We start from the raw sequence: 12,326 nt of genomic DNA, 5'->3' as shown, positions 1-12,326 counted from the left end.
CGGCCGAGGAACGCGCCGATCCCCTCTTCCGCCGCCCGCGCCAGCATGTTCTCCGTCATCACCCGGCCGGCATGGGCGTAGGCCTCGGCCAGCGGCATCTCCAGCTGCTCGTAGAAGGCCCGCTTGCCGACTCGCACGGTATAGGGACTGCGCGCGGCGATTCCCCCGGCGAGCGCCTGCGCGGCGGCGAGCGCACCGCCCGCCTCCACCACGTCGTTGACGAGGCCGAGGCGCCGCGCCTCCTCGGCATCCGCCATGTCGGCGGTGAGCAGCATCCGCATCGCCGCCTTGCGCGAGAGGTTGCGCGACAGCGCCACCATCGGCGTCGAGCAGAACAAGCCGATCTGCACGCCCGGCGTGGCGAAGCGCGCCGCGGCGCCCGCCACCGCGAGATCGCAGGAGGCGACGAGCTGGCAGCCGGCGGCCGTCGCGACGCCCTCCACCGCCGCGATCACCGGCTGGGGCAGGGCGGGAATCGCCATCATCACGCCCGAGCACAGCGCGAACAGGTCTTCGAACGCCTCCGCGCCGCGGTCGCTCTCGGCGCGGTAGCCGGTCATCTCCTTGAGGTCGTGGCCGGCGCAGAAGGCGGGACCGGCCGCCGCCAGCACCACGGCGCGCACGTTTTCGTCCTCGGACAGGGCGGCGAAGGCCTCGCGCAGGGCTTCGAGCAGGGCGCGGGAGAGGGCGTTGCGGGCACCCGGCCGGTTCAGCGTCAGGGTGGCGACGCCGTCGCGGTCCTCGCGTAGCAGGAGACTTTCATCGTTGCGGCCGGGCTCGGTCATGGTGCCATTCTCTCCAGGCAGGCCGGTCAAGTTACGCGAGACGTCGGCGCGATGACCGCTCACGCCGACCGCGGCCGCACGCTGAGTTGCAGCCCGAGCGCCTTGAGGACGCCCATCAGCGTTGCGAGTTCGGGGTTGCCGCGGTCGGACAGGGCCCGGTACAGGCTCTCGCGTGAACGCCCCGTCTCGCGGGCGATCTGCGCCATGCCCCGCGCCCGGGCGATGTCTCCGATGGCCGCGGCGACGAGAGCCGGATCACCGTCCTCCAGCACCGCCTCGATATAGGCGACCATGGCCTCCTCGTCCTGAAGGTGTTCGGCGACGTCCCAGGGCTTCGTTTCAAGTGCCATCGGCCCATGCCTCCTTGGCCATGTTCAGGGCGAGTGCGATGTCGCGCGCCTGCGTGCGCTTGTCCCCGCCGCACAGCAGGATGACGACCTCCTCGCCCCGCTGCGTATAGTAAATCCGATATCCCGGCCCGTGATCGATCCGGAGTTCGGCGACACCGCCGGTCAAGTGACGGACATCGCCGGGATTGCCGAGCGAGAGACGGCGTATCCGAACGTCGATCCGGGCTTTGGCCTGCCGATCCCTCAAACGATCGAACCATTCGCTATAGGGTCGAGTCTGGCGGATCGTCGGCATCGCGCTTTGTAGCTTTAAGGCTACATTCGATCAAGCGACGGATGTGAGAGACACCCCCTAGCCCGCTCTTGTGCACTGCCATACCGTGCGCCGCACGAGAGACCGCCCAAGCCTGGAGACCGCCCCCGGTGACCGACGAGACGACCCGCCCCAGCACCCGCACGCCCGACCACGCGATCGACCCGATCTTCACCGAGCGCTGGTCGCCGCGCGCCTTCACCGGAGAGGCGGTGCCCGAAGCGGAGCTGCTGCGGATGTTCGAGGCGGCGCGCTGGTCGCCCTCCTCCTACAATTCGCAGCCCTGGCGATTCGTGTACGCCCTGCGCGGCACGCCGGAATGGGACCGCTTTTTCAACCTCCTGGTGCCGGGCAACCAGAAATGGGCCGAAGGCACCGGCGCCCTGGTCATCCTCGTCTCGAACACGCGGATGAAGGTCGGCGACGAGTTCAAGCCGTCCGCCAGCCATTCCCTCGATGCCGGCGCCGCCTCGCTCGCCTTCGCGCTCCAGGCCAACCGGCAGGGCTGGCACGTCCACGGCATGGGCGGCTTCGACAAGGAGCGGGCGGTGACGGCGCTGAACGTGCCTGAGCATCACCGCGTCGAGGCGGCCTACGCGGTCGGACGCGCCGCGCCGTGGGCCGAACTGACCGAGGAGCAACGGGCCAAGGAGCAACCGAACGCCCGCCGCCCGATCACCGACTTCGCCTTCCGCGGCGGCTTTCCGCAGCGCGAAGACTGAGCTGCTGGAACGGCGTGCAGGACGCGGATTGTGCCTGCCCGAGCGCGGGCGGATGAGAGACGGCCGGCTCCGCTGCGACGCGGCGGACGGCAGGACGAAACAGGACCGGCGCGGGGGGCCGCCGCAGGTTCGAGGACATGGCCGTGCCGGAGCCGGCGGACACTTACGAAAGACTCGTCGCGGATTTCCGCTGGGAGATCCCGGAGCGCACCAACATCGCGGCCGACGTCTGCGACCGCTGGGCGCTGACCGAGCCCGACCGCACCGCGCTTCTCGTGCTCGATGCACGGAACCGCCCGGAGCCGGTGAGCTACGGCCGGCTGCGCGCGGATTCCCTGCGGCTCGCATCCGCTCTGGTCGCGCGCGGGGTCGCGCCGGGCGACCGGGTGGCGGTGCTGCTGTCGCAATCGGCGGCGTCGGTGGTGACCCACTTCGCCGCCTACCGGCTCGGGGCGATCGCGCTCCCGCTCGCCGGCCTGTTCGGGGAGGAGGCCCTGCGCCACCGCCTCGCCGATTCGGGCGCGCGGGCCATCGTCACCGACGCGGCCGGGCTGGCCAAGCTGGGGCGGCTGCGCGCCGACCTGCCGGACCTCGCCACGATCCTCTCGGTCGACGGCGCCACGGAAACCGCGGAGGATTTTTTCGCGGTCCTGGACGGCGCCTCGGAGGCGTTCGAGACGCGGGCGACCGGGCCGGACGATCCGGCGCTGATGATCTACACCTCCGGCACCACCGGCCTCGCCAAGGGGGCGCTGCACGGCCACCGGGTCCTGCTCGGCCACCTGCCCGGCTGGACCCTGATGCACGGGTTTCCGCCCGAAGGCACCGGGCTGATGTGGACGCCCTCCGACTGGGCCTGGGCCGGAGGCCTGCTCAACGTGCTGATGCCGTCCCTGCGCCTCGGCATGCCGGTGGTCGCCCGACCCTCCGGCCGGTTCGAGCCGGAGGCGGCGTTCCGGCTGATGGCGGATCTTCGCGTCACCCACGCCTTCCTGCCGCCGACGGCGCTGCGGATGCTGCGCGGCGTCGCCGAGCCGCGAAAAAACTTCGACCTCTCCGCCTTGCGCAACATCGCCTCGGCCGGCGAGGCGCTCGGGGCCGAGACCTTCGAATGGGCGAAGCATGCCCTCGGCCTCACCATCGGCGAGGCCTACGGCCAGACCGAGTGCAACCTCGTGCTCGCCTCCTGCGCGCGGGTCGGCGTCGCGCGGGCCGGCGCCACGGGCAAGCCAGTGCCCGGTCACCGCGTCGCCGTCCTGCGCGCAGACGGAACCGAGGCGGACACCGACGAGACCGGCGAGATCGCCGTGCAGGCGCCCGACCCGGTGCTGTTCCTCGGCTACTGGCGCCAGCCGGAGGCGACCGCGAAAAAGTTTCGCGACGGCTGGTGGATGACCGGCGACCAGGCGCGGCGCGACGCGGACGGCTACATCCGCTTCGTCGGCCGCGAGGACGACCTCATCACCTCGGCGGCCTACCGGATCGGCCCGGCGGAGATCGAGGCCTGCCTCTGCGCCCACCCGGCGGTGGCGCTCGCCGCCGCGGTCGGCGTGCCCGACGCCCTGCGCACCGAGGTCGTGAAGGCGTTCGTCACCCTGCGCGCCGGATTCGCGCCCTCCGAGGCGCTCGCCGCCGAGATCCTCGCCTTCGCCAGGGCGCGGCTCTCCGCCCACGAGGTGCCCCGCGCGCTGGCCTTTCGCGAAACCCTGCCGATGACGACGAGCGGCAAGATCATCCGGCGACAGTTGCGGGACGAGGGGTGACGCAACCGCAGGGAGGGGCGTATCTTCGACGGACCTGCCGATCGTCGCGGGATGCCGACGCATGAAGGGCCGAACCTTCGTCCTCTGCTTTATTAGCGCCATTCTTCTGACCCTGGCGGCGATGATCGCGCTGCCGGCCGTGGCACTTCTGGGAATGCGCGCGCCTCCGCTGACACCGGCGACGCCTCCGCTGCTGCAGGGCGTCAAGGCCGCGGGCGGCTGGTTCAGCGAAGGGTGTCGAGACCCCGCGGCCGCGACGGTCTTCGCCGGTCTGCGGGAAGCGGTTTCTTCCGATCTGACGGCCCGGCTCGCGAGCACCTTTCCGGCGGGCAGCGAGGCCGATGCTCTCCAGGCGGCCCTGCTCGCCCAGGGCTTCCGAATGAAGGAGCCTTGCAGGGATGATCCTGCGGTGCATCGCGCCGCCTTCGTCCAGACGGGCGGCGGGTTGGCCTTCCCCGTTCGCGCCGTCGTGGCCTGGAAGCGGACGGCAACCGGGCAAATCGAATGGGTGAAGGGCTTCGTCTCCTACCAGGGCCTGTGACCGGGCGCCGCCACCGGCACCGCTCGCCGGCAGCCTGGAATTAAACGCATAAAGACATCTTTATGTCTTGATTGCTCCGTAAGCCGCGCCCTGCTACAGGGATGGCCGACCCGGCCGGGCGAACCGGCCGACGGATCGGGCCAATGCGCCGGGCCGACGTGCCGGAACGACTGGCCGTTTCGCGCCGGCCGCGACTGAAAAGGGATACCGAGATGGCAGCTGCCAACGATTACATCGTCCGCGACATCGGGCTGGCCGATTACGGCCGCAAGGAAATCTCGATCGCCGAGACCGAGATGCCGGGCCTGATGGCGACCCGCGCCGAATACGGCGCGAGCCAGCCGCTCAAGGGCGCCAAGATCGCCGGCTCGCTGCACATGACGATCCAGACCGCGGTGCTGATCGAGACCCTCAAGGCGCTCGGCGCCGACATCCGCTGGGTGTCGTGCAACATCTACTCGACCCAGGACCACGCCGCCGCCGCCATCGCCGCCGCCGGCATCCCGGTCTTCGCCGTGAAGGGCGAGACCCTGGAGGAGTACTGGGACTACACCTCGCGCCTGTTCGACTGGCATGACGGCGGCCTGCCGAACATGATCCTCGACGACGGCGGCGACGCCACCATGTTCGTCCACCTGGGCCTGCGCGCCGAGAACGGCGACACCGCCTTCCTCGACAAGCCGGAATCCGAGGAGGAGGAGATCTTCTTCGCGCTCCTCAAGAAGAAGCTCGCCGAGAAGCCGAAGGGCTGGTTCGCGGGTCTCGCCGACTCGATCAAGGGCGTCTCCGAGGAGACGACGACCGGCGTGCACCGCCTCTACAACCTCGCCAAGGAGGGCAAGCTGCTCTTCCCGGCGATCAACGTGAACGACTCGGTCACCAAGTCGAAGTTCGACAACCTCTACGGCTGCAAGGAGTCGCTGGTCGACGGCATCCGCCGCGGCACCGACGTGATGATGGCCGGCAAGGTCGCCATGGTCGCGGGCTTCGGCGACGTGGGCAAGGGCTCGGCCGCCTCGCTCCGCAACGCCGGCTGCCGCGTGCTCGTCTCCGAGATCGATCCGATCTGCGCCCTGCAGGCGGCGATGGAGGGCTACGAGGTCGTCACGATGGAAGATGCCGCACCGCGCGCCGACATCTTCGTGACCGCCACCGGCAACAAGGACATCATCACCATCGAGCACATGCGGGCGATGAAGGACCGCGCCATCGTGTGCAACATCGGCCACTTCGACAACGAGATCCAGGTCGCGGGTCTCAAGAACCTCAAGTGGACCAACATCAAGCCGCAGGTCGACGAGATCGAGTTCGCCGACGGCCACCGCATCATCCTCCTCTCGGAGGGCCGCCTGGTGAACCTCGGCAACGCGACGGGCCACCCGTCCTTCGTGATGTCGGCCTCCTTCACCAACCAGACGCTCGCCCAGATCGAGCTGTGGACCAACCCCGGCAAGTACGAGCGGCAGGTCTACACGCTGCCCAAGACCCTCGACGAGAAGGTCGCGGCCCTGCACCTCGAGAAGATCGGCGTGAAGCTCTCGAAGCTCCGCCCCGATCAGGCGTCCTACATCGGCGTTCCGCAGAACGGCCCGTTCAAGCCGGAGCACTACCGCTACTGATCGGCGCTCGCGCATCCGGCTTCCTCGCAGGAAGCCGGGTCGTTGGCCCCATCGGCTCCGAGACAAGATTCGTGGAAAATGCCCGGCCCCTGGCCGGGCTTTTTCCGTTCCGGACACGCTCGTTGCCGGCACCCGGCGGTGAGAGCGCGTCCGGCGAAACTGTTTTCCCGGTTGCCCCGGAAGCGCGGCCATAGATCTCGGCACCCTCCCGCGCGCCGATCATTCTCAAGAATTCGTCAAGAGGCCATTTCGGTGGTGTGGCTTTTGGGTGCTGTGCGGCGCCGGAATGCAGGGCGAAACCGTTCGGGGCCATAAAGGCGCTTCCTGCCGGAATCGACCCCGCGTTACAGTGGCGCGAATCTTCGGAAGCAGGTGCCCGCGCGGCGGCGGCAAGCCGAACGCGGCGGCAGGCATTTGCCCGGCGCTTTCCGGGAGCTTCCAGGCCGTGGGCGCGAGCTCCGCGGAGCGCCGGGCATGGGTTGGGTTGGGGGCGGGACATGGGTCTGGAACGGGCGGCGCGCGTTCTGTCGCGCGTCGGCGTCCTCGTCGTCGCGGCACCGGTCGTGGCACTCGCCGAGGGGGGTCCGTCCATCGAAGCGAGGCCGATGCTGGGAGCGATGCACACGCACAACGTCGCCGGCCTCGCCGTCATTCTCGGCCTCATCCTGTTCGCGACCATCCTGTCGCTGGTCTACCTGCGCGAGCGCGTTGGCTGGATGCGCAAGGAACGCGTCTTCCAGGACGAACTGGCCCAGCTGCGCGGCGCGCACGACCGGGCCGAGATGCTGCTCCATTCCGAGCGCCAGGTCCTCGTCTCCTGGGCCGGTCGCGGCGAGCCGAGCATCGTCGGCGATGCAAGCTTCGCCCAGGATCTCCGGGATCTGCGGCATCAGGAGGCTTGGTCGCCGGACGCGCGCGGTTCGCGGCACCTGCTGACCTTCGGCACGTGGCTCACGCCCCAGGATGCGCAGCTCCTCGAGGCGGCGGTCGCGACGCTGCGCGAGCGCGGCACCGGTTTCCGGATGAACCTGCGCAGCCTGGCCGGGCGCTTCATCGAGGCGCAGGGGCAGGCGGTGGGCGGGCGGGCGCTGCTGCGCCTGCGTGAGACCACCGAGGAGCGCCGCGAGCTGATCGAGCTGCGCCACAGGCTGGACGAGGCCAAGCGCGGGTTCGCCGCACTCGCCGGCCTGCTCGACGCGCTGCCGCAGCCGGTCTGGCACCGGACGCCGGACGGGGCGCTCGCCTTCGTCAACAATGCCTACGCCGCCGCCGTCGAGGCCCCGAACCGCGAGGCCGCCTTGAGCCACGGCCTGGAGTTGCTCGACCGCGGCGCCCGCGAGCAGATCGCCCGCCAGCCGCGGCGGCACGGCCTTGCCCCCCAGCCCTTGCGCCTCTCGGCGGTGGTGGCGGGCGCGCGCCGCACCCTCGACGTCAGCGAGAGCACCCTGGAGACCGGCCGCGTCGGCATCGCCGTCGACGTCTCGGAACTGGAGAGCGTGCGCGCCGACCTGCAGCGGCAGATGGATGCCAACGTGCGCACCCTCGACCAGCTGCCGACCGCGGTGGCGATGTTCGACGCGCGCCAGCGCCTGATCTTCCACAACGCCGCCTACCAGCGCCTGTGGGATCTCGACCCGGCCTTCCTCGAAGGCCGCCCGCTCGACGGCGAGATCCTCGACCGCCTGCGCGCCGCCCGCAAGTTGCCCGAGCAGGCCGATTTCCGCTCGTGGAAGGCCGACGTCCTCGCCGCCTACCGCGCAGTCGAGCCCACCGACACGCCGTGGTACCTGCCCGACGGGCGGACGCTGCGCGTCGTCGCCGACCCCAACCCGCAGGGCGGCCTGACCTACCTCTACCACGACGTCTCGGAGAGCATGAAGCTCGCCTCGCGCTACGACGCGCTGATGAAGGAGCAGGCCGAGACCCTGGAGGCGCTCAAGGAGCCGGTGGCGGTGTTCGGCGCCGACGGGCGCCTGACGGTGGCCAACCGCGCCTTCGCCGTCACCTGGCGCCTCGACCCGGCGACGCTCGCGGGCAAGCCGCATGTCGACGCGGTGATCGCCGCCTGCCGGACGATGACGCCCGACCAGAGCCCCTGGGCCGGCATCCGCCAGTCGATCACCGGCCTCTCCGAGACCCGCAGCGGCCATGCCTGCCGCCTCGACATCAACGACGGCACGGTGCTCGACTGCTCCTCGCAGCCGCTGCCGCTCGGCGCCACGCTCCTGACCTTCATCGACGTGACCGCGAGCGCCAACGTCGAGCGGGCGCTGACTGAGAAGAACGACGCCCTGGAGCGCGCCTCGCAGCTGCGCGACACCTTCGTGCACCACGTCTCCTACGAGCTGCGCTCGCCGCTCACCAACATCATCGGCTTCACCCAGCTGCTGGGCGACGAGACCGTCGGCGCGCTGAACGAGCGCCAGCGCGAATATTCCGAGCACATCATGCGCTCGTCCGCCGCGCTGCTCGTCATCATCAACGACATCCTCGACCTCGCCTCGATCGATGCCGGCTCGCTCGAACTCCAGCGCGAGACCATCGACGTGCGCTCCACCGTGGAAGCCGCCGCCCGCGGCATCGAGGACCGGCTGGCGGAATCGGATATCGGCCTCGACCTCGACGTGCCGGAGGACATCGGCAGCGTGTTCGCCGACGGCAAGCGCGTGCGCCAGATCCTGTTCAACCTGCTCTCCAACGCGGTCGGCTTCTCCGAGCCCGGCCAGCAGGTCCGCGTCGAGGCGCGGCGCGAGGGGACGGCGCTGCGGCTGACGGTGATCGATCGCGGCCGCGGCATCGCGCCCGAGGTCATCGACCGGGTGTTCGACCGGTTCGAGAGCAACACGCTGGGCACCAAGCACCGCGGCGTCGGCCTCGGCCTCTCGATCGTGCGCTCCTTCGTCGAGCTGCATGGCGGCCGGGTCGAGATCCACTCGGCGCCCGGAGCGGGCACCCGCGTCACCTGCCTGTTCCCGGTCGAGACCCCGCCGGACAATGGCGGCCTCGCCGAGGCCGCCGAGTAGGGACCGGCGCTCGCGGAATCGGGATCGGGTCGGCGGGCGCCGAAGGGCGGGGGCTCACCGCGGGTGCGGAAAAAGGGTTAAACATCCCCCGCTAGGATGGTTGAGGCTTAACCCTGACCGGGGTGGCCGTTCGCGGTTTTGCAGAGGATTGGGGCGTTGAGCGAGGTTCCGGACAGCACGGCGGGAAGCCCGCGGCCCGGCCCGTCGCAGGGTGAGGCGCAGCCGGCATCGCCGCCGCGGCGCGCCGCCTGGGAGGTGCTGCTGCCCGAGGAGGGCGCGACCGAGGACATGGCCGCCTTCCTCGCCGGCATCCTCATGCCCGGCGACCTCGTCGCCCTGTCCGGCGGGCTCGGCGCCGGCAAGACCACGCTCGCCCGCGCGATGATCCGCGAGCTGGCCGGCGACCCCGCCCTCGAAGTGCCGAGCCCGACCTTCACGCTGATGCAGCCCTACGAGACCCGCTCCGGCCGCACGGTGATCCACGCCGACCTCTACCGCCTGCGCGGACCCGACGAGCTGGTGGAACTCGGCTTCGACGAACTCTCCGAGACCGCGATCACCCTGGTCGAGTGGCCCGAGCGGCTGGGTGCGCGCGAAAACCCCACGCTCACCGTCGAGCTGTCCCTGCGGCCGGAATTCGGCGAGGAGGCGCGCCTCGTGCGGATCGACGGCACCGGCGACATGCGCGAGCGCCTGGAGCGGGCCCGCGCCGTCCGGGCGCTGCTCGCCCGCAGCGGCTGGGACGAGGCCGAGCGGGTGCTGATGCAGGGCGACGCCTCCTCGCGCGCCTACGAGCGGCTGGTGAAGCCGGACGGCGAGACCGCGGTGCTGATGATCTCGCCGCCCCGGCCCGACGGGCCGCCGGTCAAGGACGGGAAGCCCTACAGCGCGGTCGTCAAGCTCGCCGAGAGCATCCACGCCTTCGTCGGCATGGACCGGGCGCTGCGGGCGATCGGCTTCTCGGCGCCGAAGATCCTGGGCGAGAACCTCGATGCCGGCCTCCTGATCCTGGAGGATCTCGGCGCCGAGCCGGTGACCGAGAACGGGGCGCCGCGGCCGGAGCGCTACGCCGAGGCCGTCCGGCTGCTGGCGAAGCTCCACGCCACCGATCTGCCGACGACCGTGCCGGTGAGCGAGGGGATCGACCACGCCATCCCGCCCTACGACCTCGAAGCCCTGCTGTTCGAGGCGGACCTTCTGCCCGAATGGTACGCCCCGGCGATCCGCGGCGCGACCCTGTCGCCGGAGGCCCGCGGCGCCTTCCGCGACCTCTGGGCCGAGGCGCTGAAGGAGCTGATCGCCGAGCCCGCCACCTGGACCCTGCGCGACTACCACTCGCCCAACCTGATCTGGCTTCCCGAGCGGACCGGGCTCGAGCGGGTCGGCGTGATCGACTTCCAGGACGCGGTGATGGGCCACCCGGCCTACGACGTCGCCTCGCTGCTGCAGGACGCCCGGGTCGATGCCAGCGCCGATTTCGAGCTGCGGCTGCTCGGGCTCTACATCCGCGAGCGCCGCGGCCGGGACATCGGCTTCGACATGCAGGCCTTCGCCCGCGCCTACGCGGTGCTGGCGGCGCAGCGCGCCACCAAGATCCTCGGCATCTTCGCCCGCCTCGACAGGCGCGACGGCAAGCCGGGCTACCTCGCCCACCTGCCGCGCGTGGAGGGCTATCTCGCCCGCAACCTCGCCCATCCGGCGCTGGCGGGCCTGCGCGCGTGGCACGAGACCCACCTGCCGAGCCTCGTCGCAGCGCGGCCGGACGCCGACCCCACCCCCTGACCGCTCCTCCCGAACCGGCCCGTGAACGCGTCATGAGCGACGAGCAGACTCCCAAGAGAATCACCCGCGCCTTCGTGCTCGCGGCGGGCCTGGGCAAGCGCATGCGCCCGATCACCGCGACGGTGCCGAAGCCCCTGGTCGAGGTGGCCGGCAAGGCGCTGATCGACCACGCCCTCGACCGGGCGGCGCAGGGCGGCATCGAGACGGCGGTGGTCAACGTCCACTGGCTCGCCGACCTGATGGAGGGCCATCTCTCCCACCGCGGCGGCGCACCGGCCATCGTCGTCTCCGACGAGCGGGAGGCGCTGCTGGAGACCGGCGGCGGGGTGAAGAAGGCGCTCGACCGGTTCGAGGGCGAGCCCTTCGTAGTGTTCAACTCGGATTCCTTCTGGCTGGAGGGGCCGCGGCCCAATCTCGGCCGCCTGATCGAGGCCTGGGATCCCGAGACGATGGACATCCTGCTCCTCGTCGCCCCCACGGCGACGAGCCTCGGCTACGAGGGGGCGGGCGACTTCGACATGGACCCGGACGGCCGCCTGAGCTGGCGCGGCGAGCGCGAGGTTGCGCCCTTCATCTATGCCGGCGTGGCGATCCTGAAGCCGGAGCTGTTCGCCGACACGCCGGAGGGCTCCTTCTCCCTGACCCTGCTGTTCGACCGGGCGATCAAGCGCAACCGGCTGCAGGGCCTGCGCCTCGACGGGCAGTGGCTGCATGTCGGAACGCCGGACGCGATCCAGGCCGCCGAGGCGCGCGTGCGGGAGAGCGCGCAGATCGTTTGAGCGGCGCCCGCGTTGTCGGGACTCTTCTACCGGGCTCTGCGGCAAGGCTTACTCACGACATGAGCTTTCTCCACGACGCGGTCGAGCGGTTCCGCACCACGCTCAAGGCCTATGCCGGCGACGAGACGCTGATGCAGGCGGCGGTCTCGGCCTGCGCCAACGTCGCGGTCGCCGACGGCGAGCTGCTGACCGAGGAGTTCGAGACGGCGCTCGCCGGGATCCGGGCGAACCCGATCATCGAGAAGGGCTACGACAGCCTGATGCTGGAACACGCCCTCTACGAGGCGCTCGGCCGGGCCCGCACCCGTGCCGGCCGCGCGGAGAACCTCGTGCGGATCGGCGCGATCGCCGACCGCCCGGAGGAGCAGCGGCGCAACGTCTTCCTCGTCGCGGCGGATGTCGCCGACCACGAGGGCATCGGCCGCGAGGAGCACGCCGCCCTGGCCGAGGTCGGCGCCGCGCTCTGGCTCGACGGGGACGCGCTGCTGAGGCGGTTTCCGGAGGTGTGAGCCGGCTTCCGGTTGATCACTTCGGGCATCGCCCCTCTCCTCCCCCTTGTGGGGAGGAGGCAGGAGGTGGGGGTGGTTCAGGATGAGGCGGTGCGGTGCCTTCTGCACCACCCCCACCCCGAGCCCCTCCCCACAAGGGG

The 12,326-nt window shown here is 70.8% G+C and carries 11 protein-coding genes; 8 read left to right on the top strand and 3 right to left on the bottom strand.

The annotated features are described in order from the left end of the window. The 3 genes from MFF42_RS11395 to MFF42_RS11385 all read right to left on the bottom strand — a co-directional run. Positions 1-785, bottom strand: a 785-nt coding sequence (locus MFF42_RS11395; RefSeq protein WP_238255860.1) for an enoyl-CoA hydratase, incomplete at its 3' end; no start/stop codon positions are given. A gap of 59 nt (positions 786-844) precedes the next feature. Beyond that, the gene (locus MFF42_RS11390; RefSeq protein ID WP_238255859.1) at positions 845-1,135 is read right to left on the bottom strand and encodes an addiction module antidote protein; all 291 of its coding nucleotides are present in this window, start codon (positions 1,133-1,135) and stop codon (positions 845-847) included. Continuing rightward, positions 1,125-1,430 (bottom strand): type II toxin-antitoxin system RelE/ParE family toxin, encoded by a 306-nt coding sequence (locus tag MFF42_RS11385; protein WP_238255858.1) that lies wholly within the window; start codon positions 1,428-1,430, stop codon positions 1,125-1,127. The genes MFF42_RS11390 and MFF42_RS11385 overlap by 11 nt, the downstream gene beginning before the upstream one ends. Before the next feature lie 128 nt (positions 1,431-1,558). Between MFF42_RS11385 and MFF42_RS11380 the strand changes: the two genes are divergently transcribed. The 8 genes from MFF42_RS11380 to MFF42_RS11345 all read left to right on the top strand — a co-directional run bounded on the left by MFF42_RS11380 (position 1,559) and on the right by MFF42_RS11345 (position 12,186). Beyond that, on the top strand, positions 1,559-2,170 hold the full coding sequence (locus MFF42_RS11380; protein ID WP_238255857.1) for a nitroreductase family protein: 612 nt from the start codon (positions 1,559-1,561) through the stop codon (positions 2,168-2,170). Positions 2,171-2,313: 143 nt separating this feature from the next. Continuing rightward, a complete protein-coding gene (locus MFF42_RS11375; RefSeq protein WP_373875177.1) occupies positions 2,314-3,933 on the top strand; it encodes an AMP-binding protein in 1,620 nt (539 codons plus the stop codon). A gap of 61 nt (positions 3,934-3,994) precedes the next feature. Further along, the gene (locus tag MFF42_RS11370) at positions 3,995-4,474 is read left to right on the top strand and encodes a hypothetical protein (RefSeq protein ID WP_238255855.1); all 480 of its coding nucleotides are present in this window, start codon (positions 3,995-3,997) and stop codon (positions 4,472-4,474) included. 212 nt (positions 4,475-4,686) lie between these two features. Beyond that, positions 4,687-6,093, top strand: coding sequence for an adenosylhomocysteinase (ahcY, locus tag MFF42_RS11365; protein ID WP_238255854.1), 1,407 nt, complete (start codon positions 4,687-4,689; stop codon positions 6,091-6,093). 497 nt (positions 6,094-6,590) lie between these two features. Beyond that, a complete protein-coding gene (locus MFF42_RS11360; protein ID WP_238255853.1) occupies positions 6,591-9,116 on the top strand; it encodes a sensor histidine kinase in 2,526 nt (841 codons plus the stop codon). A 156-nt stretch (positions 9,117-9,272) separates the two neighbouring features. After that, positions 9,273-10,898: a tRNA (adenosine(37)-N6)-threonylcarbamoyltransferase complex ATPase subunit type 1 TsaE gene (tsaE, locus tag MFF42_RS11355; RefSeq protein ID WP_238255852.1), complete on the top strand. Its 1,626-nt coding sequence runs from the start codon at positions 9,273-9,275 to the stop codon at positions 10,896-10,898. A 32-nt stretch (positions 10,899-10,930) separates the two neighbouring features. Further along, a complete protein-coding gene (locus MFF42_RS11350) occupies positions 10,931-11,677 on the top strand; it encodes a nucleotidyltransferase family protein (protein ID WP_238255851.1) in 747 nt (248 codons plus the stop codon). A gap of 59 nt (positions 11,678-11,736) precedes the next feature. Next, on the top strand, positions 11,737-12,186 hold the full coding sequence (locus MFF42_RS11345; RefSeq protein ID WP_238255850.1) for a tellurite resistance TerB family protein: 450 nt from the start codon (positions 11,737-11,739) through the stop codon (positions 12,184-12,186). Positions 12,187-12,326 lie beyond the last annotated feature (140 nt).

This window comes from Methylorubrum podarium (assembly GCF_022179745.1).
In the GTDB taxonomy this organism is placed as follows: domain Bacteria; phylum Pseudomonadota; class Alphaproteobacteria; order Rhizobiales; family Beijerinckiaceae; genus Methylobacterium; species Methylobacterium podarium.
The sequence above is the reverse complement of the archived record's forward strand: the minus strand, read 5'-3'. Positions and strand labels throughout refer to the sequence as shown.

Excerpts from the sequence above, each read along its gene's own strand:
- MFF42_RS11390 (WP_238255859.1), bottom strand. The coding sequence starts at position 1,135 with ATGGCACTTGAAACGAAGCCCTGGGACGTCGCCGAACACCTTCAGGAC.
- MFF42_RS11385 (WP_238255858.1), bottom strand. The coding sequence starts at position 1,430 with ATGCCGACGATCCGCCAGACTCGACCCTATAGCGAATGGTTCGATCGT.
- MFF42_RS11370 (WP_238255855.1), top strand. The coding sequence starts at position 3,995 with ATGAAGGGCCGAACCTTCGTCCTCTGCTTTATTAGCGCCATTCTTCTG.
- ahcY (WP_238255854.1), top strand. The coding sequence starts at position 4,687 with ATGGCAGCTGCCAACGATTACATCGTCCGCGACATCGGGCTGGCCGAT.
- MFF42_RS11360 (WP_238255853.1), top strand. The coding sequence starts at position 6,591 with ATGGGTCTGGAACGGGCGGCGCGCGTTCTGTCGCGCGTCGGCGTCCTC.
- MFF42_RS11350 (WP_238255851.1), top strand. The coding sequence starts at position 10,931 with ATGAGCGACGAGCAGACTCCCAAGAGAATCACCCGCGCCTTCGTGCTC.
- MFF42_RS11345 (WP_238255850.1), top strand. The coding sequence starts at position 11,737 with ATGAGCTTTCTCCACGACGCGGTCGAGCGGTTCCGCACCACGCTCAAG.